The organism is Paenibacillus sp. FSL K6-2441 (assembly GCF_037964765.1).
Lineage (GTDB): Bacteria > Bacillota > Bacilli > Paenibacillales > Paenibacillaceae > Fontibacillus > Fontibacillus phoenicis.
Window position 1 is genome coordinate 3,825,001 of sequence record NZ_CP150174.1, and the last position, 21,276, is coordinate 3,846,276.

Consider the following 21,276-nt stretch of genomic DNA (forward strand, 5'->3'; position numbering starts at 1 on the left):
ACTAGCCATCGGCTTGATCTCAATGCTCGCGAGCTTGGCCATCTATTTTTGGGCGGGCATGTTGTCCACATCTGCGGTGCAGCTGGAATGCCCGGAATGCCACAAGCTGACTAAAATGCTGGGCAAAACGGATCGCTGCATGTTCTGCAAAACCATCCTCACTCTCGACCCGTCGCAGGCGACAATCACGGCCGAGGAATTGGAGCAACAGCAATCAACCGGCGCTTCAACCTCAAGTTAATTGTCATTCTGTCCTCCTCGGATAAGAAAAACGTCTATCGACGTACATTCAAAGTAGACAGACCGCGTTTAGCGGAAGTTTTTCTTGCGATATCAGGATGCCAATGCCCCGAAGTTTATACTTTCTGATATCTTAAAATGAAACCAAGCGGACCGCTGCATATAAAGCAGCGGTCCGCTTGGTTTTTGTAGCCTATTTTTCAATTTCCCGAAGGGTCTCCCAGGCTTCATCGGAAGCAAATGCACGCGTCCAGGTGGCGATGCCGGCCAGTTTCATCGATTTGGCCACTTCCACACGGCGCTTTAACGATTCCGCGTCCTCCAGCCAAATGCGTTGCAATCCTTCTTTGTCTTTATATTCCACGTAATTCTGTTCCGTTTCTTCAGAGAAGCGCGGCTTTAATTTCTTCTCGGCGATGATTTGCTGAGCCTTGTCCATTCCAATTGCTTTGGACTTGATCTCCGTTTTGCCGTCCTTCACCGTCTCCGTCCACACCCGGGTATACAACGGGATACCCAAGATCAGCTTACTCGGCGGCACATCATCCTCTTCCAAAATCCGCGTCACCGACGAGCGTACCCAAGGCAATGAGGCGACGGAACCGGCCACCGGACTGGCCGCCCAATGCTCATCGTAAGCCATCAATACGAGGTAATCGACCGCTTGGGCCAAGGCCCGGCGATCCAAAAAGGCCGACCACATCTCACTGTTTGATTTGGGGGTCACGTCGATCGAAACGATCAAGCCCTGCTCCTCGGCCAATGGGCGCAGCTCGCGCATGAATTGGGTGAGATTCTCCTCGTCTTTGGTGTAGACATTTTCGTAATCGATGTTAATGCCGTCTAAATCGTACAACTTCGCGTAATGAAGCATTTGCAGGATGGTCGTCAGCCGGTTCTCGAAGCTGGACAACGCCTTGGAGGTTAAATCCGGATCAAAGCTGTTGTTGAACAAGCCCCAAACCTGCATTCCCTGACCATGAGCCCATTTGACATAGGCACTGTCCGCTTTGCTCTGCACGTTGCCTTTCCCGTCCACCAGGGAAAACCAGGTGGGGCTTACAACGTTAACACCCGGCAGCTTGCCGATGGATGAAGGCTTTGGCGCCACCTGGTATACTGCCTCCCAGGTCATATTCACCGTTTTGGACTGCCATTTCTGCTTGGCGGCGGATAACTCCAACTTGAGTTCAGGGATGGAACGTTCCTCACCTAGCACCACGTCCTTTTTCTGAACATAGCCGGTATACCCGTTATTAAGCTGTACATAATACCATTGATCATCGGGAGTCTCCAGGATCCGCAGCGCAGTCTCCTCCGGCATATCGGCCAGAATCGGCTGATGAATGCTAGGGCCCGTTCGCAGGGGAACGGTGCTGTCCTTTTTACTGGAACCGGAGTCTACCGCAGCCGGCAGAATCTTCTCTCCCGCCCGATACAGCAGCACAGCGCCGGAGTCCGTATCTTCCTGCACCTCAGCTCCGTACAATTCCTGGAGCAGATGTGCCGGGAGATAGAGAACGCCGTCTTTCTCCTCAGGGGCAAATCGCAGCTCCGTCGGCTTATTATTGATTTTGGCGATCTTCTCGTCGGCCTTGAGCAAAACCAATTTCTGCGGCGTCGTTAAGATCACCGACTTGGTGTCTTCCTCATACCGAATCGTCGGGTCGATGATCTGTTGGATCACCGGAAGCGGGAGCTTCAAGCTATCCCCCGATCCGATCCCGGTGCCATTTAGCAATTGCCCATCTGCAAAAATAGGCTTATCCACCCGGCCGAGCCATTCGGGATCAACGTGCTCGCGGTTTGGCAGCCATTCCGATTGAGCCCAATAAAGTCCTGCTATAATAAGAATCAGGCCGAAAAACCATTTGGTTCTTCTCCTGCCGCGCTTTTTCCTTTGAACCATGTCTCTTCTGCTCTTCAATGAAAACCCTCCGTATCGATATCTCCGCCTATTAAATAATAAACTTATGAGGTGCGCCGAAAGTTACCTAAAAAAACAAAAACGTGAAGAATCCGCGAAGGTATTCCACACGTTTGATCTACTTCTCACAGGATAATACTGCCTTAGTGCTTCATACGGCACTCCTTACATACCCCATGCAGTTCCAGCCGATGGCCGTGAATCTCAAAACCGGTGGCTTCTTCCGCTTGGCGCTCGACTTCTTCCAAAGTGGGGTACATGAAATCCTCAATTTTTCCGCATTTCTCGCATATCACATGATAATGATTGGACACGTCCGCATCAAAACGGCTCGAATTGTCCCCATATGTTAACTCCCGGACCATGCCGGCTTCAATCAACATTTTCAGATTATTGTATACCGTAGCTACGCTCATGTTCGGGAAGCGGGGCTCCAAGGACCGGTAAATCTCGTCTGCGGTCGGATGGCTCATCGATTCCATCAGATACGTAAGTATGGCGTGACGCTGCGGCGTAATGCGGACTCCATTGTTCTTCAGTTGGTCCAGGGCATGCTGTACGCGCGTTGTCATCTCGTCCACCGCCTTCTAAATGCTCATTCCTTATAGTTCATTATGCAAAAAAGCCCGTAAGATTATTGTACGGTTAGGTCAAAACTTTTGTCAACGCAGGATCAACGCCTGCAACTGGGCGTATCGCTGGGATTCAGCTTTTATTCACATATAGATCACTGTTGCCATCGATCTTGAGCTTGAACTCGCCGGTTCCAAGCGTACCATGAATTTCCTTGTGATCCACCACAAAGGGCAGCTCGGTAAAAATATCTCCGTATCCGCTCGAACCCGTAAGCTCGTAGTTCCCTTCCTCCGGAAGCTCGACCCGCAGCTCGCCAACCGCGCTGTATACGTCCCAATCGCCGCCAACCAGCCGGGAGGTAATCTCGATTTTGCCGTTAAGCGATTCGGCCTTCAGGTCTAGCGGAACGCCGTCTACCCGGATATTGCCGTTCTTCGTATGCACTTGAATTCCATCCTGTGCCTCGGTTAACGTAATATCGCCTACCAGAGTGGACAAGGAAGCCTTGCCCGTAATCCCCCGGCCTTTGATATTCCCGCCTTGCGTATCAATCTGGGCATCGCCAAAGATCCGATACAGCTCGACGTCCCCGTTTAACGTTTTGGCCGAAACATCTCCTATCACATCCCATAACCGTAAGTTCCCATTCCCCGTTTGCAGCTTCACCTGCTTCATAGCCTGAACACCGGTTAATGTGATTTTCCCGTTCGAGGTGGAAATGTCCAAATCTAAAAACCGGTTTTGCGGGACAATCAGGGTCACGTTCACCTTCGGGTGACGGCGGCCAGTCTCCCCGTATGCCTTATCCTTAACGGATAAATTCAGTGTCTTCCCTATATCGGCCTCGATGGACGTGACTGCCGCAATTCTACGGGCTGGTTCATTCTCCAGTTGATCGATCCAAACCGTATAGCGGACAATAATATGGTCGATCTCCGCCTTACGCACCTCGATATCCCCATTCATTCCATCAAAAACGATCCGTTCGGTATCCAGGTCGATGGGGAGATCCAATTGGGGTTTCTCCACGCGGTAGCCTTCCTGTGCGCTATACTCTGTCCCCGCGGCCGTCAAATCCAGACTGACCCGGTTCCATAAATGCAGGTATTGGTCCTGCTGTGTTATCGCGAACACCGAGAAGGCCATAAACATGGACAGGAGCAACCCCTTCACGTCGACACGCGGCCGGAATCTGGCTTGCATGGCTCTCATTCGTTTCCAGACCAATATTATAATATGCTCGATTCCCCACAAAACGAACACCAACGGCCACCATCGGATCAACAGCCGCAACGCGTCCCCATCCTTCATCGCATCATGCAGCAAAAATCCCGCTGTCGTCAGCAGAACCACAGCTGTAGTAAAACGTCCCGAGCGCAGGAAGAGACGTTTCGATTCGCGCAGGATCAGCAGCAACGCAGCCATCGCCAGCGCCGCAGAGACCAGATAAGCTCCGGCGTATTGCACCAGCAGCTGAAGCCAATACGGCTTCAGCTGAAGCACAATCAAAACGGCGCCGCCCCCGATCAGCAGCACTCCCGCTCCGAGGCCCTGCTTGAAGCTTCGGCCGGACGGGGTATCCGCGAAAGGGGGTTGGCTCGTTTCGAGTTCTTTTTTCAGACGGGCATTGTGGGCATCCGTGGATTGAAGGACATCATAAATGCTAAAGAAATAAGCCGCGGGAATTAACAAGCCAAGCCATATGAGCAGCGGCACATTAATCGCCATGCGGACAGAAGAGAAATAAATCAATGCCGAAGCATCGATCAAGACAAAATACATGAAGCAAAGGCCGCGTAAATAACTGCGCAAATACAAATGCCCCAACCCTGGAAACAGGGCGGACAGCAGACCGGCAATCAGCTTGCGCTTGCGTCGCCGGGGTTGGTATCCTTTCGAGCGCCCTTGCATCGGCGGCTGTCCGATCGGCAGCATATCCGGCGTCATTTCCCCCACCTCTTTCTATCTCTGTTGGGCTTCATCCAACGCGAATCTCTCTTTTCCTTAATCATAACCGATACGAACTTATTCTGTAACGTGGAAGGAACTGGTCCCTCCATAACCTGCGGTATCCGTGCTTGATTAATCAAAAAGCACGCCCTCAAACCTTAGCCATCCGGTTTGAAAGCGTGCTTGAATCTCTTTACTGATTCAGTCGGTATATCATCAATTCTACGCCAGATGCAGATTGGACGGACCGCACCGGACGAAAGCCAAACTTGCGGTACAGCGCAACGGCAGGGGCGTTCTGCGGACTGGCCGTTACGGTAAACTCCTGCTTGTCCAGATGGTTGGTCAGGACATACTGCAACAGCTTGGCTCCAATTCCTTGACGCAAATGGTTTGGGTGAACCATCAATCGGGTGATCTCCATACTTCCGGGCATTTCATCGCGGACCGCGATTGCCCCTAGCAGCTCCCCGTCCTCCGACAGCTCACCGATAAACACATCCCTGCTCGTGCGGATGGAGTCAAACGTATCCGGCAGCGGCGGCATCTCCGTCAGACCAATAGCCTGAGCCTCCAGCCGGTAAGCCGAATGCTGCAAGATCCAGAGCTGTTCCACAATATCGGTGTCACTTAGCGTGAGTCGCTTGATCACCAGCTGCCCCTAGCCCTTCAGTACTTCCACCAGAAGCTTGTTGACCAGCCCCGGGTTTGCTTTCCCTTTACTTTGCTTCATGACTTGGCCGACAAGGAAGCCAATGGCCTTCTCCTTGCCTGCTTTGTAGTCCTCCACGGAGGCCGGGTTGTTCGCAACGACCTCTTGAACGATCGCCATGATCGCTCCTTCGTCGCTGATTTGCACAAGCCCTTGCTCCTCAACGATCTGCTGAGGTAGCTTGCCGCTTTGCAGCATTTCCTTAAATACCGTTTTGGCGATCTTGGAGCTGATGGTGCCTTTCTCCAGCAGGCCGATCATCTCGCCGAGACCTTGTCCGGTCAGCTTCACGTCGGACAATTCCAGCGAGTTGCTGTTCAGGTAGCCGAGCAGATCGCCCATGATCCAGTTCGACACCGCTTTGGCGTCCTTCGTATACTCAAGGCTGCTTTCGAATAAGTCGGCCAGCGCTTTGGAGGACGTAATGACGCCGGCATCGTACTCCGGCAAGCCGTATTCCGAAGTGTAACGAGCCTTCCGGGCATCCGGCAATTCCGGAATCGACGCGCGGATCCGGTCCTTCCACTCCTGATCAATGTGAAGAGTAACCAGGTCAGGATCCGGGAAATAGCGATAGTCGTGGGCTTCTTCCTTGCCGCGCATCGAGAACGTTTTGCCTTGGGCCTCGTCCCAGCGGCGTGTCTCCTGCACAACCTCTCCGCCTTCGTCCAGAATCTCAGCCTGGCGAAGCTGTTCATACTCCAAACCGCGAACCACGCCGCGGAACGAGTTCATGTTCTTGAGCTCGGCGCGTGTGCCAAACTCCTTCTGACCCCACGGCCGCAAGCTGATGTTGGCGTCGCAGCGCATCGAGCCTTCCTCCATTTTCACGTCGGAAACCTCGCAGTACAGCATGATCGCCCGCAGCTTCTCCAGATACGCCCGCGCTTCCTCCGGCGAGGAAATGTCCGGCTCGGACACGATTTCCACGAGCGGCGTGCCCACGCGGTTGAAGTCCACCAGCGAAGCGTACCCGCCGTCCACGTGCGTCAGCTTGCCGGCGTCCTCCTCCAGATGCAGACGGGTAATGCCAATCCGTTTCGTCTTCCCGTCCACTTCGATATCGATGTATCCGTTCTTGCCAATTGGTTGATCGTATTGGGAAATCTGATACGCTTTAGGCGAATCAGGGTAGAAATAGTTTTTCCGGTCAAACTTGCAGACATCGCCGATTTCGCAATTCAGCGCCATCGCGGCTTTCATCGCGTAGTCGACGGCCTGGCGGTTCAGCACCGGCAATACGCCGGGATGCCCCAGGCACACCGGGCAGGTATGCGTATTAGGCGGGGCGCCGAACTCCGTGGAGCAGCCGCAGAAAATTTTCGATTTCGTATGCAGCTCCACGTGCACCTCCAACCCAATCACCGTTTCATATTTGGATGTTGACATGGCCTATCCTCCTGCAAAACTTTGTTATGGAACCTACAAGGCGGGACGTTGTTGGTGATGATCCGTATTCGCTTCAAAGGCGTGAGCCACGCGCAATACCGTGCTTTCGTCAAACGGCTTGCCGATGATTTGCAGCCCAACCGGCAGGCCTTCGGCAAATCCGCACGGCACGCTGATCGCTGGAACCCCGGCCAAGCTCACCGGAATCGTCAAAATATCGTTTAAATACATCGTGAGCGGATCGTCAACCTGCGAGCCCAGCGGGAACGCGGTCGTTGGAGCCGTTGGTCCAAGGATCACGTCATATTTGTCAAAGGTCTGATCGAAATCTTGTTTGATCAGCGTTCTGACCTTTTGAGCCTTCAAATAGTAGGCGTCATAATACCCCGAGCTCAGCGCATAAGTCCCCAGCATAATCCGGCGCTTCACTTCCGGTCCGAAGCCTTGGCTGCGCGAATCGTAGTACAAGTCCAGCAGGTTGCCGGCATTGTCGGCACGGACGCCGTAACGAACGCCGTCGAAACGCGACAGGTTAGACGAGGCCTCCGAGGACGCCAGCAAATAGTAAGCGGCCACCGCGTATTCCGTATGCGGCAGCGATACTTCTTCCCATACAGCGCCAAGGCCTTCAAGCACGCGCAACGCATCCATAATCGCAGTCTTAACCTGCGGGTCAACGCCATCCAAATATTCCTTTGGCACGGCGATGCGCAGCCCGGTAATGTCACCGGTGAGGGCGCTCAAATAATCCGGTACCTCCACATCCGCCGAGGTGGAATCCTTCGGATCGTGACCGGCGATCGCCTGCAGAACGTAGGCGGCGTCTTCGACGTTTTTGGTAATCGGCCCGATCTGGTCGAGCGAAGAGGCAAACGCCACGAGGCCGTAGCGCGATACCCGGCCGTAGGTCGGCTTCAGTCCAACGACACCGCAATACGATGCGGGTTGGCGAATGGAACCGCCGGTATCGGAACCCAGCGTAAAGAAAGCCTCACCTGCAGCGACCGCTGCAGCCGAACCCCCACTGGAACCGCCCGGTACACGGCTTAAATCCCACGGGTTGCGCACGGGATGGAAGCTGGAATTCTCGTTGGAGCCGCCCATCGCGAACTCGTCCATATTCAGCTTGCCGATCGTGACCGCTTCCGCTTCCTTCAGCTTCGTGACCACGGTAGCGTCGTAAATCGGATCGTAATTTTTCAAAAATTGGCTGCCGCACGTCGTCAGCAACCCCTCGGTCACCATGTTATCCTTGATGCCCACAGGGAGTCCAAACAGCAAACCGCAGGCTTCCCCCTGTGCCAACTTGGCATCCAGACGGGCTGCCTCCGCACGGGCTCCCTCCTCGTTCAACGTCAAGTAGGCGCCGATCTTCCCGTCGTATTCGCGGATTCTGGCGAAGGCTTCGCTAACCAATTCGGCAACAGACAACTCCTTGTTGTGAAGCCGATTATGTATCTCCTGTAAACGCAAATCAAAAAGCGCCAATCTAAGCTTCCTCCTTTTATTTACTCAAGTTCGTTCTAGTCGATTGGTTCATTTAGGCGGATAACCTATTCCAGTACGGCCGGAACCTTAAACTGACCGTCTTCCTCCTCCGGTGCGTTGCGGAATACCTTCTCCGGCGGCAGGCTTTCCTTCACTTCGTCCTCCCGCATGACGTTGCTGAGATGCAGCACATGCGTGGTCGGCGCGATATCGTCTGTATTCAGTTCGTTTAACTTCTCCGCGTATTGTAAAATCGCATTTAATTGTTCCGTAAACATGTCCCGCTCTTCGTCGGTCAAGTGCAAACGGGCCAGTCTCGCCACGTGTTCAACGTCCTTCGTCTGGATACTCATGCTTAGATGCCTCCCTTTAGTCATGCGTTCCCGCACTATTCGTACATTCTACCATGCTTGTACAATTGAATAAAATTATATTGTAGATTCCGGTTCAATTCAATCCGTTAAAGCGGAAAGGAGCTATAAGGAGGCGGATCCCTCCCCGGCAAAAAGAAAAAGAGCCGGCCTGTAGCCGACTCCCTTCTTATATCCATGCCCGCAGGTTCACTTGTTTAATGAACTCTGCTTGGGACATTACTTCCTTTGTTGGTTCCTGCTGCCCGTCTGCATCGCTGTCTTCGCCGTTCATGATTTGCCGAAACAGCTTCTCATTATGCGTAGCCAGCGCGTAATCGATCAAAGCTTCCTGTGTCGCGCGTTCCGCTGCTTGCTCGATCAGCCGACTTTCGGATTCTATATCGCTCTTAGGAACGAAATAATTCCGCCCCGTCTTCGGAGACCGGATGACGTAGTCAAAAGCATTGTCCGGATTGCGGTCGTAAGCAATAACGTAGCCATATTCCCCAACAGGAAGATTCTGCTCAAAAGCATCACCGACGATAACAATTTTCTCTCCCAAATGAAGCATCGTCTACCTCCCTGATTTATTTGGATGCTAATCATCAACTTGTATTGCTTTATATAATCCTACTAAAAGAGACGGAGATTGGTCAAGTTCTACCCCGGAATCCCGGATATGAATAGCTTATGCAGATTCGCTTCATGAAGTACATCTCGTTCCCGCCGACATTGGTTCAAGCCCAAAAAAGCATAAAAAAGAACGCAAACCGGGATCATTTCCGCAGCTTGCGTGCTTCGCAAAAGTTACAATGTTTTAATAAGTATATCCTATCAAAGGGTTGCACTTTTGTCCACTATTTTTGTACTATTTCGTCGATTTTTTTTGCACAAACGCCATGATTAGGGTTTCATCGACTCTCTAAGAGACGTACGGATTGTTCTGCCGTTCGTAGCCGATGGTCGTTTGGGGACCATGCCCGGGATAAACTCTAACCTCATCCTTCAGCTGGAACAGCTTCCCGCGAATCGAGTTAAACAGGTCCGCTTCACGGCCTCCCGGTAAATCCGTGCGCCCTACGCCAAGACGGAACAGCACATCCCCTGAAAAAAGATCATCCCCGCACAGGAAGCTCACGCTGCCTGGGGAATGCCCCGGCGTATGAAATACGGTGAACTCATGCCCGATCAGGTGAAGCTTCTGCCCTTCAGCCAGATCGAATTCCGCCGGATCTGTGGAGATGGGCGGTCCGGCCTCCGGCCACATCAGGGAACCGTTCAGCTTTGGCGTCGTCAGCCAATCGCTTTCCAGCGGGTGCACATAGACCGGACAATTCTTAGCCTTCCGAATCTGGTCCAAACCGCCGATATGGTCAAAATGAGCATGAGTGAGCAAAATCGCCTCAATCTCCAACCCTTCGATTCTGCGCAACAGCGGCCCCGGGTTCGAGCCAGGATCGATAATGATCGCCCGGTTCTCGTCTTCTCCCCGTAACAAATACGCGTTCGTTTGCAGGGGGCCTAAAGTAAAACTTTCGATTTTCAGCATGGTGTATCTCTCGGAATAAGCGTTGCCGCCAAGCTCGCGGGCCGCTTCGCTTACTCCGCCTCCTCTCTTTATGTTCATCGCCAGGTCACTAAGCCCGTCCGTTTGGTTTAATGGCTACTTACAGCTCCTATCGGCTTAGGCACCGCCTTTTCTCCGGTTGCTGAACGATTTGACAACCAAGTACACGATTAACAGCGCCAAAGCAGCCAGCAAAATCGGCATGACGTATGGACCCGCTTTCTCGTCTACATGCTGCCACTGTTCACCCAGCAGCATACCCAAATAAACGAACAGCACCGACCACGGTATTACCGCCAACGTCGTCAGCAGCAGGAACTTGCCCACCGGCATTTTCGCGATCCCTGCAGGAACGGAAATGGCATGCCGGGCCACCGGGATAAACCGCGCCGTAAAGATGACCCCGGGACCGTATTTCTGAAACCAGGCTTCGGAGGCGTCGATATGCTTCTTCTGAATCAGAATATACTTCCCATACTTCTCCAAAATCGGCCTGCCGCCGTATCGCCCAATCCAGTAAATAAACAACTGGGCAATGACACCGCCTACTGTACCAAAGAAGACGGCACCGATGAAATTAATATGTCCGAGATACACGAGATAACCGCCGTAGGCCAGCACGATTTCGCTGGGGATAATCTCGATCATGAGTCCCAGCATAATCCCCATATACCCCAATTGTTGCACCCAATCCAATAATACGCCCACTAAATTCGATATCCAATCCACAGCTTCGTCCTCTTTCCCGTTAGCTTCTGTCCTGAAGACAGCAAAAATCTGCCTCTAATCTCAGTCTATTCTATCATAGCCATGGACATGCGTTCTACTTCAGTTAGCAGCACCGGTGACTTCGGGAAATCCGCCCGCATATGCTGGAGCAAAAGGAGGCGACTTCAGCCATGGCAAACTTCCCGGCGAAACATCAAACTTCCCTCCCGAATCCCCGCAAAATCCGCCGCAGCTGCAGCAAAGAACTGTACCGGACGATTAAGCGGCTTGGCGTTTATATTCCGGAGGACCGAGTCAAGGAAGGCGAAGCATTATATTACAAAAAGGTGATTGGCAATCTGCTGTGGATCGGCGAAAACATCAACAACCGCAAGCTGCTGGCGGATTGGTGGGATGAAGCCGTCAGCGCCGAGCTGGCTGAGCTGTGGGAGGTTGATCGCGAAGCGTTGTCCTCTGCTTTTCGCGCGGCGTTTGGGGGATAGAGGTGGCATCGCCTGTATAAAGGTGAGCCTGCTGCTGCAGCTCCCGCCCCAGCGTTATGGCTTCTTCCGTCAACCGAAAGTCCCGGTCGTTACGCAACGCCGGGTTGGCGGCGACGCTCCCTGCCAAACGCAGGAAGCGCGCGTATAAGTCGGCCCCGGCCGACGCCACCGCTTCGGCCTGTTGCAGTTGGCCGCTCGCCCGCAAGCGCTGCGCCAGCTCCCATAGCTCGCGCAGCGCCGCCGTCTGCTTAACCCGGTCGTACCGGTTCAGCTCGATGCCCTGCCGCAGCGCCTGGGCAGCGGCGGGATGTTCGGCTTGGGCCAGCGCCCGACCCAATGCCAGCCATAGCTCGGCGCGCTCCGGCTCGTAACGGAGGCCCGCCCGCAGGAGCGAGGCGGCCTCCTGCGGCGCGGAGCGTTCCGCGAGCGCTAACCGTACCGCCGTGCGGTACGGGGCAAGGGCCAGCGAGCGCCGAAGCAGCTCCGCCGCCTCCCGGTTCGCCTCAGGCGGCCGGGCTAGGGCTTGGCGGTGCAGCCGCTGGCTCTCCGCTTCGCGGAGCCCGGACACGCTAAGCAAGAGCAGTGCAGCGGCGATGAGGCCGCTGCACACCATGCGCAGCGGGCGTGGCGAGAGCAAGCGGCGGGCGCGGCGGTACGCGCCGCGGACAAGCCCGGGGTGGAGCAACGCTGGGAGACGAAGGCGGCGGGCTGGGCCCGCTTCAGCGATTCCAATGGCCGCCGCCCACAGCAGCAACATCCAGACGAGACCGTAGCTGAAGTCAAAGTCGATGGCGCTATGCAGCAGCAGCGCCAGGTAAGGCGGCAACAGCGCGCTGCGCGCCCGCAGCAGGGGGATGGCCATCACCCCAAGCCACAGCAAAGCGCAGGCGAGGCCAAGCAAGCCCAGGTCCAGCGCCAGGTCCAGGTAGCCGCTGTGCACCTCGCTGCCGACGTACGGCAGGTTCTGCACACGGCGGAACGCATGGCGCCAGACATCTCCGCCTTGGCCGAGCCATGGCGACCGCCGAAGCAGCTCGGCGGCGTCGGCGTACATCGCCGCGCGGGCGGACGCCGTTTCCGGACGGAGTCCCCGTCCGAGGAAGCCGGCGGACGCCGGCAGCGCGGCCAGCGGCGCCGCGAGCAGCAGCGCCAACGCCGCTGCGCCGCAGGCGCAGGCGCGGCGCGGGGGCGCAGCGCGGCGCGGGGGCGCGGGGCGCCGGCAGCGCCCAGGCGCGGCAATGCGCCGGCGACGCGCCCGGACGCGAGCAGCGCCGCGGCCAACCCCGCGGCGAGCGCGAGCGCGCCGGGCCCCCGCGCCGGCGCAAGCTGCGCGGACGCGAGCCCGCGCGCCAGCACGGCGGCCGCGCCCGCGAAGACGGCGCTGTGCCAGGCGTAGCGCCGGCGCCGGGTCCCGCGCAGCAGCGCGAGGCCCGCGGCCCAGCCGGCCAGCGCGGCGGCAAGCGCGCCGCGCGACTCGCTCAGCAGCAGGCCGAGGGCAAACAGCAGGGCGAGTGCCCCCGCCCGCTGCCCGCGCCAGCTGCTTGCGCGCGTGAAAGCGGCCCGCTCCATCCTCGCGAGCCGCATCAGCCGCTCCAGGAGGAACGCCGCCATCACCGCACCGAAGGCGTTGGGGTACTGGAGCAGCCCGCCCAGCCGGGCACCGGTCGCCGAAACGGCCGGATCCGCGGTGCGCAGGATCGCGCCTGGCAGCGGCAGCAGGCCGTATACCACGGCCAGCGCCGTCACGGCAAGTAGCCCGCCGAGCAGCATCCATCCGGCCTCCAGCGAGCGGCGGGCGCTCAGGGGCTTAGCCGTGGCTAACACTGCCAGCGCCGCAGCAAATACGCCCAAGAACGCCCACAGCCGCAGGGCCTCCACCGTCGATTGAACCGACAACGGCCCCGCGGCCAGCCGCCAACCGTATCCCGCTGCTATGACAAAGGGACCTGCGGCCAGCAGCAAGGCACACCGAACGCTTGGCTCTGCCCATAACCCCGCCCGAGGCGCAGCGCCTCCAAGCTCATACGGTCCAAGCTCATGTGACCCAAAACCTGTCTTCACGCTCCGCCCGAAACCAGACAAGATGGCCCATCCTCCTGCAGCCACCGCACCAGCAATGAGCCAGACGGACACCAGCAGCAGCGCACCCGGCCGCCCCGTCCAATACAGACCTTGATTCAAACAAACCCATACGCCGCTCAGCCAAACCGCCGCAGTAACTCCCCAAACATGCCAATGCCGCACACCCTCCACCTCCTCATCCTTATCCTTGTTCGTTCAGCCTAACTTCTACCTCTCGTTGCATTCTCCACGTTCTACCTCTTTTTAAGTAATCTTCTACTTCTTCGCCTCTTCGCTTCTTTATTTCTTCACTTCTCCACTTCCCAATTACTCAATTTCTCATTTCCTCAATATCTAACTCTCTCAATTTCTAACTTTCTCAATTTCTAACTTTCTCTACTTCTTCTACCTCTCCAATCTCCCAACCTCTCCCGCCTCTCCCCCTTCTGCCGTCCCTTTACCTCATCCGTTGCCATTTCAGCCCTGCTAAGTCGACCTCGAACTTTCGACCAATTCGCTTTACTCCATTCATTGGCAAGTTCATTGCAGGGTATTCTCCTGGGGGCGGAGTCGCCTGTATAAATAAATGTAAAAGAAGTCAATTTCATAATTTGTAACCCCTTGTGGGATAAGGTTTTTCAGCATGTAAAAAAGGAGTACCTCCCCAAAATCTCGAAGTAAAGGTTACCACACCAACCACGAGAAAGGAGTACTCCCATGTATGGTATTCAACAAGCAGAGCTATTTTCCTTCGAGGAATTAATGGGAATGGCGGATGAGGCAAAATACAGTGCCATTCTGGAACACGTCCCCATGGGGATCATCCTGCATGCCGTTAGCAAAAAAAGTACCCGCGGCCGCTCCGAAAGTTTAAATACCAGAGCGATGATGTATTCCCTCATTATTGGAAAACTGGAACATATCCGCTATACGAAAGATCTGATCAAGCGTCTGCGAACCAGTTCCGAATTCAGAAGGTTATGCCGCTTTACCGATTCGGACCGGGTACCGAGTGAAGCCGCCTATTCCCGCCTTGTAGCCAGGCTGGCTCAAAGCGGCGTACTGAGACACGTTCTGGATACAGTGGTAGACCAGGCAATTGCCGCAGGGTTTCTTTCGGGTGAGGTTCTGGCAATAGATTCGTCCCACATTGAGGGCTTCGACCGAAATCCGAAGCTGGATGAAGGGAAGACGACGACTTCTTCCAGCCCTCTCGTTGACGAAGACCCTGCCTTGTTCTCCGCGGACACATGCACGCCGTCCCAGGAAGCCAAGCCGGAGAAGCCCAAACGTTCCAAACGCGGGAGAATCCCGAAAGCGGAATGGGACGAGTGGCGGAAGCAAATGGATGCTTACGAAGCGTCGCTTGGTTTCTTCGAACGGGGAGTAGCCGACATGTTGCCAGCCAGTTACGAAGAACTCGCCCGCGATATGCCGCAATACCCAAGCACTGGCGCAAAAGGCGATCCGCGAGGCACCCACCGCGTGAAATTCTGGTACGGGTACAAGGCGAATCTGCTCGTCGACACGGCAAGCCAATATATTGTTGCCGGCGAGACCTGCTCCGCTCATGTCAGTGACCAGAGACCGGCCATTATGCTGCTGAAGCGACTTCAGGAGCGATTTCCGGATCTGCAGGTTAAGCACGTTTTGGCTGATAAGGGCTATGACGGCGAAGCGGTATACCGACAAATCCGCAAGTTAGGTGCTTTTCCGATTATCCCGTTAATTCACCGCACCAAGCTGCCTTTGAAGGAAGACAAATATTATCGTCCGCTGTGTGAACAAGGCCATCCGTACCGTTATGACAGCTACGACCCGAAGGGGGGCAACGTGAAATTTACCCGTCCGAAAGAATGCAAGGAATGTCCGCTGCAAGCTAAAGGCTGCCAGAAGGTGTATAAAATCCGGATAGAAACCGACGTCCGCAAATACACAGCACCTGGCCGGGGAAGCGAGAAGTTTGCCGAATTGTTTAAGCAGCGGACCGCTATTGAACGCGTCTTTGCATATCTGAAGTTATACTTTGGCATGGGCACTACACGAAGGCTCAAAAAACGTGCGTTCGTCGATCTCGAACTAAGTTACCTAGCGTACAATGTGTCTAAATATGCGCTGGATTATTTGAACATGAACATCCGTTTGACCAAACAAGCCGCGTAACTTTTTTTGAAAATGTACACCTCGAAATTGGTTACCTGCAGTAGCTAATAAATTGAATTATGAAATTGACTTTTTTTGCAGTTATCGGGCATCTCACTCCCCTCCCCCGAGCATACCAGCGGCGCTCCGCAACCCCAGCTTAAACCACAAAAAAACCGGTCGGGACACCTCCCAACCGGTTCAATTTCAGTTGCTCTTTGCCGCCTCCGGCAGCAAATCGCGGCAAGCGCGCTCCAGGTACGGATCGGCGCTTAAGAAATCGCGGAACGCCGTATACTCCCGCCAGAGCTGCGAAACGTTCCCTCCGCCCGATTTCACGGCGCGGATCAAAATGTTTTTCGGCGTATGCTCCATATCGATGAACTCCAGCAGCTGCGTTTTGTAGCCCATCACGTCCAGCAGCTTGGCCCGAATCGCATCGGTCGCCAATGCGGAGAAGCGCTCCTTCAGGATGCCATGTCCCAGCAGCGGCTGCAGCACCTCGCTTTGCACCTGGTTAAACAGCTCATGCTGACAGCAAGGCACGGACAGGATGACCGACGCACCCCAGCGCACCGCTTTCTCTAGCGCCGCATCCGTCGCCGTGTCGCAGGCGTGGAGCGTTACAACCATATCCACCGCGCTCAGCTCGTCATAGTCGGCGATGTCGCCAACAAGAAACCGCAGGTCGTCATACTGCAGTTTGCGCGCTAACCCGCTGCAGTGCTCGATGACGTCGGCTTTGAGATCCAGCCCGATCACGTTCAGCTTTCTTTGCTGCTGTACGGCCAAATAGTGATACAGCGCAAACGTCAAATAGGATTTGCCGCAACCGAAATCGACGATCGTCAGCGGCCGGCCCGTCGGCAAATGAGGAAGGACGTCCTCAACCATTTCGAGGAAACGGTTGATTTGCTTGAACTTATCGTACTTTTTGGCAAGCACCTTGCCTTCCCCGTTCATGATCCCCAGCTCCACCAAAAACGGAACCGGCGTTCCTTCCTCCAGCACATATTGCTTCTTCCGATTATGGGTCAGCGTCCCCAGCGGTTTGCGTGACGGTGCTTTTTTCAGAATCGTGACCTTGAACTTCTTGCTGATCAAGACCTGATAATCGGCCTCCGCCGTGCATAGCAATCCTTGCCGGAACGTCTCCTCAAACAGCTTTGTCAGCTCGTCCGCAAATGCCGCGGCCGGGATATTTTGATGCAACACCTTGTTTGGGTAGTGGTAGGCAAATTGATAGTGTAAGCTCTTTTTGATTTCGACCGGCTTGATTTGGACTTTGGTGTATTCCGTCTCCCCCGGTCTGCGGCGGCCGCTGATCGTTGCCGTGATCAGACTGCCCTTCTCCGCCAGTTCGTTTGCGAGTTTGCGCAGTGATTCCATGTTTGATTAACAGCTGCCTTTCTGCATATTAGTCATTCCGTTTGTTCAAAACCGGGCCTCCACGTCGGCAAGCCCCTCCTCAACTTCCTCAGCCGGCAAGCCCCCAGCTGCAAGCGTATCCCGCGGAAGCGCGAGCAATCGCTGGTAAAACTCCACCGCGTCTTCTTTGGTGGCATGGCCTTCCTCCAGCAAGCGGTAGAGTGCATTTTCCGCCTGGTCGTAGCGGCCTTCACCTTCTTCCCATTGCAACACCAGCCATTCGGTGTCCGGCGGAAGACGGTAGGGCTTTAACAGCGATTGCAGCTCAGCAAGAGCCGCGGGCAGATCCCAAAGGGAGCGGTCCGCACCATGCAGCGCAGCGGTCAAGTAAAGATGAAGCGACTTGATCCAACGCTTTGCCGCTTCGTCCGGCTCTCCAGAGCTCTCGTACACGTCGCCCTCTTCTTTGAGCAGACGGGACAGACTTTGGAGCTTGTCCGCCTCGATTTCTCCGCCGCTTTGAAACAGGCGTACGATGTCTTTAGCGGGCAAGTTCTCCAGCAGCTGGGAGCTCAAGCGAAACTGCCCTTTAAACAGCTCGTCGAGCGTCCATAACGCTTCGATCTTCTTTTTCTGCTGTTTGAGCATAAACACTTTTCCCAGTACCTCGGTCATTTCCTCGATCATCTTCATAAGGTAATCTCTTCGCAGCACGGTTCCTCCCCCTCTCGTCCCTGATTCAAGCTGGCTTCCCGCCAATTCAAAAAAAGCCGGAAACCGGAGTTCCCCATGAAATCTCCGGTTCCTAGGCCTCGGTTCGACTAGCTGATCATTGCGAAACATTGTTCAAAAGTGCTAGGTTTTACACTTCCACAGTCTTTTCCGTTACGCTGCGCATAAAATCGGCGATGACCGCTGTCAGCTGCTCCGGCGCTTCATACATGCTCATGTGACCCGCGCCTTTGATGACCGCCTTTGTGACGTTGGGTCCTTCGGTCGTAAACAGCCGCGCCATCGGTACGACGGTATCGCTTTCACCTGCGACCAGCAGCAACGGAAGCGATGTCGCCTCCATCACGTCACGGCGGTCGGGCCGCTCACGCATAGCCAGCGCGGCTCCCGTCGCCCCTTGAGGCGGCGTCTTGTAGCCAATCTCCTTTACGCGATCCACTTCGGCTCCAAGTTTGCTGACATTGTCCGGTGCAAATAACCCCGGCACGAGTCCGTCCACAAAGTGGGTGATGCCTTCGGACCGAATGCGGGAAACCGCCTGAAGCCGTTTCTCCTTGGCTTCCTCACTGTCCGGATAGCCGGTTGAATGGATCAGACCAAAGGCATTTAACCGATCTGCATACCGCTGAGCCAACGATAGGGCAGTGTAGCCTCCCATCGAATGACCAAGCAGCGTGTACTTGGTGATGCCCAATGCCTCCATCAGACCTGCGACATCGTCCGCCATTTGATCGATCGTATACGCGCCGACTGGCGCAGTTGTGGCCCCGTGGCCCCGAAGATCGGGGGCGATGACCTGATATTGTTCGGCAAGCAGCGGCTGAACCTTCTCCCAGTAAGCGGAGCTGCCGCAAAAACCGTGCAGCAAAACTACTGTTTCGCCCTGTCCTTGTTGTTCATAGGCGATCGTTGTTCCGTTAACTGTTACTTTGTCCATTACGCTACCCACTTTCATCTCAATTTTTAGAGGTTGTTCAAAAAGTTATCTTTGGATCACGATGTAAACCATGAAACGCATTCGACATCGAATCTTGAATTCAGCCGGTCGCTCCGTTGCTCACTTAGATCCTATCTACGCTCCGCTACTCACTCCCTAGCTTCATCCAACCTTCTCGGTACTCCAAACCTAACTTTTTGAACTCTTATTTGAACTGGTTGTTCAAAAAGTCATCTTCGGATCCAACCCTTCACCGAAATGCCGATGCCGCAGCGCCCGCGATTTCATCGGCCATTTGCATGACCTTGTATAGCGAGGTCATCTGCAGCGTCCAATAGGGCTTGGGGCCGTTGACGTTAACGACTGCGGCAATGCTGTAATGCCCGACCTCCGGCAAGCTGGCCCCGACGGATTGGGCCGGTTGCAACGGCTGGCTGGACACGAGGTACGTCCCCACCGAATCGGCCATCCCCAGGCAGGCATCGATGGCGATGATCACGCGCCCTTCGGGGATTTCGGCCATGCGCCTCTCCAGATTGGTTGCGTCACACGGCTCGCGGAGCGTTCCAATGACGTGCTCAAATCCCAACTCTGTCAGCTTCGTTCCCACCAACGGCCCCAGCGCGTCTCCCGTCGACCGATCCGTACCGATGCATAGAAAGGTAACGTCCTCACGAAGATGCCGGGCACGAATGTCTGCAAAAAAAGCCGCCAGCTCCCCGCCGCTCAGCTTCCTCCGGTTTACTCCCGCCGCCGGCCATTCCTTCTGTTCCTGCATGACCTAGACACGCTCCCTCCCGGTATTTCGTAACCTGATTGTAACGCATTCGGACGCCGGACCGCAAAATTTCATGAACCGCTTCCCTCGTGGTACAATAGCTAATAACCCATAAATCGGAAGGATGAAAACTTATGGATCTATCCATCAAGAGCAAGGAAAATATCGAGTTCATGATCGAAGCGATCAAAAGCAAGTTGAAAATGGCCTCCGCAGCGGCGATGTCGGCGTCCGCATTCCACGTTAACCAATATGATGATATCCGCGATGTTTATGACATCGTCATGAGCAAAGAGCGGCTTAGCATCTCCGAAGTTGAAGCGCTCGCCCAAGAGCTGGGGAGACTGCGGAATAAAGCCTAACCGGCAAGCCGCTCTAAGTCAGAGTTAGCGTTCCAGCTGAAACGCGATTTCGGCTTGCCCTACTTCCCAGCCCTCATCGTTCTTGATCGAAGACGGGAATGCTTCGCGGAGCTTCTGCAGCGTTCCCTCGTTTTCGTATCCGAGCTGCTCCAGCACGGATAAAGCGATCATTCCCCACTCCTCCTCGGAGCCGTCCTGAATTTTAAACGTGATCCCTAGGCGCTCGCGGCGCAGAGCAAACGCATAAACCCCTTTAAAACCGCCTTTGGCCACGATATTCGGATCGCCCAGCAGGATCGAATCGATCCGCCCGGTGCCGGCAACCAGCAAGGGTTGGCGGTTCATAGCGCCGGTAATGACTCTGACCGCCTCAGCGGTAGCCGAATCCTCGATCAAATCCGGACATGCCAGCTTCAAATAGGCGGAAGCCAAAGCGGATAACGGGAGGGCGAAAACAGGAAAACCGCAGCCATCCGTCCCCAGCGAAATCTGCGCTTCCGGAATCCCCGCCAAGCCGGCCAGCGTCACCAAGATTTCCTTCTGAACCGGATGCTCCGGATGATTATAGCTTTCCAGCGGGTATCCTTTCATTTTGCAATAGGCGAGAACGCCTAAATGTTTGCCCGAGCAATTATGGTAGATTCGACGGTACGTTCCGCCTTGTCGAAGCAGCTGTTCCTTGGCGACCCGATCCAGTGGCAGGCTGGGGGCGCATACGAGCCGTTCTTCCGTAAGCCCCGTCTTCTCCAGCAGTCGATTGAGCGTCTCGACGTGGATCTCCTCGGCCCGATGCGAAGCGGCCATGATGGCAATCTCCTCGTCCGTTAGACCATAAGCCTCCTTCATCCCGGCGCGAATCCCCGGAATCGCCTGAATCGGCTTGGCCGCAGAGCGGGTAAATACGGTGGCTCGGGGATTCCCTGCCTGCCCCACAATGTTCCCTTGTTCATCAACGACGCAAATATGACCATAGTGGGCGCATTCCAGCAGCCCCCCGCGATATTCATTAACCAGCAAAGCTTCGTTATAGTTCATCTCATGTTCTCTCCTTAACCTGATCCATTCCCTGCTCATTTTGCTCCATTCCTACACAGTATAGTACTTTGGAAGCCCGCTGGCTATAGAACGTCCTGCAAGAATCGAGAGAGCGCCAGGTATATGATATATGGCCGTTTGTGCAAACTATTTACGGTTTCATACGAGAACAAAGGAGGAATCGTCCATGACCCAACCCGAGGACCTGCAGGAGCAGTATGTCGCGGGGCAAATCCGTGCTGCCCAAGCCGGCGCATATCCCGAGCATAAAGATATCGAAGAAGCGGAGAACGGATCCATGGTGAATGACATGGAGGATTTGATTCAGTTGGGAGAAGACATGGAGGCGATGCAACCGAACCGGGAAGACAAGAAGGACGGCTTGCTGCCCGATCCCGGGCAATAGACATAACCAAAAAAAGCGCTGCCCCCAATCCCCAGGCAACGC

Annotated in this window: 21 protein-coding genes (1 of these 21 only partly in view); 5 read left to right on the forward strand and 16 right to left on the reverse strand. The window is 55.1% G+C overall.

The annotated features are described in order from the left end of the window. Positions 1-241, forward strand: partial view of a DUF2614 family zinc ribbon-containing protein gene (locus NSQ80_RS17695; RefSeq protein ID WP_260071993.1) — the 3' portion only. Its footprint begins 140 nt before the window's first position; the window shows 241 of its 381 coding nt (coding positions 141-381); its start codon lies beyond the left edge, outside the window; the stop codon is at positions 239-241. A gap of 192 nt (positions 242-433) precedes the next feature. On the opposite strand, the gene NSQ80_RS17700 is transcribed toward NSQ80_RS17695, so the two are convergent. The 10 genes from NSQ80_RS17700 to NSQ80_RS17745 form a co-directional block, all read right to left on the reverse strand. Next, a complete protein-coding gene (locus NSQ80_RS17700) occupies positions 434-2,149 on the reverse strand; it encodes a glycosyl hydrolase family 18 protein (protein ID WP_339300175.1) in 1,716 nt (571 codons plus the stop codon). Between the two features lie 161 nt (positions 2,150-2,310). After that, complete coding sequence (locus tag NSQ80_RS17705) at positions 2,311-2,739, reverse strand: Fur family transcriptional regulator (RefSeq protein ID WP_009227107.1); 429 nt, start codon at positions 2,737-2,739, stop codon at positions 2,311-2,313. A 133-nt stretch (positions 2,740-2,872) separates the two neighbouring features. Continuing rightward, positions 2,873-4,690 carry a DUF4097 family beta strand repeat-containing protein gene (locus NSQ80_RS17710; protein WP_339300176.1) on the reverse strand — a complete coding sequence of 606 codons (1,818 nt, stop codon included), beginning with the start codon at positions 4,688-4,690 and terminating at the stop codon, positions 2,873-2,875. Between the two features lie 196 nt (positions 4,691-4,886). Then, complete coding sequence (locus NSQ80_RS17715) at positions 4,887-5,345, reverse strand: GNAT family N-acetyltransferase (RefSeq protein ID WP_339300178.1); 459 nt, start codon at positions 5,343-5,345, stop codon at positions 4,887-4,889. Positions 5,346-5,354: 9 nt separating this feature from the next. Beyond that, entirely contained in the window at positions 5,355-6,794 is a 1,440-nt protein-coding gene (gene gatB, locus NSQ80_RS17720; RefSeq protein ID WP_009227104.1) for an Asp-tRNA(Asn)/Glu-tRNA(Gln) amidotransferase subunit GatB, read from the reverse strand. A gap of 33 nt (positions 6,795-6,827) precedes the next feature. Continuing rightward, positions 6,828-8,282 (reverse strand): Asp-tRNA(Asn)/Glu-tRNA(Gln) amidotransferase subunit GatA, encoded by a 1,455-nt coding sequence (gene gatA, locus NSQ80_RS17725; protein ID WP_009227103.1) that lies wholly within the window; start codon positions 8,280-8,282, stop codon positions 6,828-6,830. Between the two features lie 65 nt (positions 8,283-8,347). Beyond that, entirely contained in the window at positions 8,348-8,635 is a 288-nt protein-coding gene (gatC, locus tag NSQ80_RS17730; protein WP_009227102.1) for an Asp-tRNA(Asn)/Glu-tRNA(Gln) amidotransferase subunit GatC, read from the reverse strand. Positions 8,636-8,822: 187 nt separating this feature from the next. Then, a complete protein-coding gene (locus NSQ80_RS17735) occupies positions 8,823-9,206 on the reverse strand; it encodes a hypothetical protein (RefSeq protein WP_009227101.1) in 384 nt (127 codons plus the stop codon). A gap of 351 nt (positions 9,207-9,557) precedes the next feature. Further along, a complete protein-coding gene (locus NSQ80_RS17740; protein WP_339302185.1) occupies positions 9,558-10,184 on the reverse strand; it encodes an MBL fold metallo-hydrolase in 627 nt (208 codons plus the stop codon). 135 nt (positions 10,185-10,319) lie between these two features. Beyond that, positions 10,320-10,931, reverse strand: a complete 612-nt coding sequence (locus tag NSQ80_RS17745) for a DedA family protein (RefSeq protein WP_260071937.1) — start codon at positions 10,929-10,931, stop codon at positions 10,320-10,322. A 170-nt stretch (positions 10,932-11,101) separates the two neighbouring features. On the opposite strand from NSQ80_RS17745, the gene NSQ80_RS17750 reads away from it, so the two are divergent. Further along, the gene (locus tag NSQ80_RS17750; protein WP_260071938.1) at positions 11,102-11,413 is read left to right on the forward strand and encodes a dehydrogenase; all 312 of its coding nucleotides are present in this window, start codon (positions 11,102-11,104) and stop codon (positions 11,411-11,413) included. Here NSQ80_RS17750 and NSQ80_RS17755 read toward each other — a convergent pair. Further along, a complete protein-coding gene (locus tag NSQ80_RS17755) occupies positions 11,334-13,187 on the reverse strand; it encodes an O-antigen ligase family protein (RefSeq protein WP_339300182.1) in 1,854 nt (617 codons plus the stop codon). The genes NSQ80_RS17750 and NSQ80_RS17755 overlap by 80 nt on opposite strands. A 1,004-nt stretch (positions 13,188-14,191) precedes the next feature. Here NSQ80_RS17755 and NSQ80_RS17760 point away from each other — a divergent pair. Beyond that, on the forward strand, positions 14,192-15,637 hold the full coding sequence (locus tag NSQ80_RS17760; RefSeq protein WP_339300184.1) for a transposase: 1,446 nt from the start codon (positions 14,192-14,194) through the stop codon (positions 15,635-15,637). Between the two features lie 186 nt (positions 15,638-15,823). Here NSQ80_RS17760 and NSQ80_RS17765 read toward each other — a convergent pair whose 3' ends face one another. The 4 genes from NSQ80_RS17765 to yyaC form a co-directional block, all read right to left on the reverse strand. Further along, a complete protein-coding gene (locus tag NSQ80_RS17765; protein WP_260071452.1) occupies positions 15,824-17,005 on the reverse strand; it encodes an SAM-dependent methyltransferase in 1,182 nt (393 codons plus the stop codon). 45 nt (positions 17,006-17,050) lie between these two features. Beyond that, positions 17,051-17,698 (reverse strand): DUF6483 family protein, encoded by a 648-nt coding sequence (locus NSQ80_RS17770; RefSeq protein ID WP_339300186.1) that lies wholly within the window; start codon positions 17,696-17,698, stop codon positions 17,051-17,053. A 148-nt stretch (positions 17,699-17,846) separates the two neighbouring features. After that, on the reverse strand, positions 17,847-18,653 hold the full coding sequence (locus tag NSQ80_RS17775) for an alpha/beta hydrolase (protein ID WP_260071450.1): 807 nt from the start codon (positions 18,651-18,653) through the stop codon (positions 17,847-17,849). A gap of 250 nt (positions 18,654-18,903) precedes the next feature. Next, the gene (gene yyaC, locus NSQ80_RS17780; RefSeq protein ID WP_260071449.1) at positions 18,904-19,431 is read right to left on the reverse strand and encodes a spore protease YyaC; all 528 of its coding nucleotides are present in this window, start codon (positions 19,429-19,431) and stop codon (positions 18,904-18,906) included. A gap of 134 nt (positions 19,432-19,565) precedes the next feature. Between yyaC and NSQ80_RS17785 the strand changes: the two genes are divergently transcribed. Further along, a complete protein-coding gene (locus NSQ80_RS17785) occupies positions 19,566-19,793 on the forward strand; it encodes a DUF1128 family protein (RefSeq protein ID WP_009226836.1) in 228 nt (75 codons plus the stop codon). A 24-nt stretch (positions 19,794-19,817) separates the two neighbouring features. On the opposite strand, the gene NSQ80_RS17790 is transcribed toward NSQ80_RS17785, so the two are convergent. After that, on the reverse strand, positions 19,818-20,828 hold the full coding sequence (locus NSQ80_RS17790; RefSeq protein ID WP_009226837.1) for an asparaginase: 1,011 nt from the start codon (positions 20,826-20,828) through the stop codon (positions 19,818-19,820). 187 nt (positions 20,829-21,015) lie between these two features. Here NSQ80_RS17790 and NSQ80_RS17795 point away from each other — a divergent pair, with 187 nt between their 5' ends. Then, positions 21,016-21,234, forward strand: a complete 219-nt coding sequence (locus NSQ80_RS17795) for a hypothetical protein (RefSeq protein WP_260071447.1) — start codon at positions 21,016-21,018, stop codon at positions 21,232-21,234. Positions 21,235-21,276: the final 42 nt, after the last annotated feature.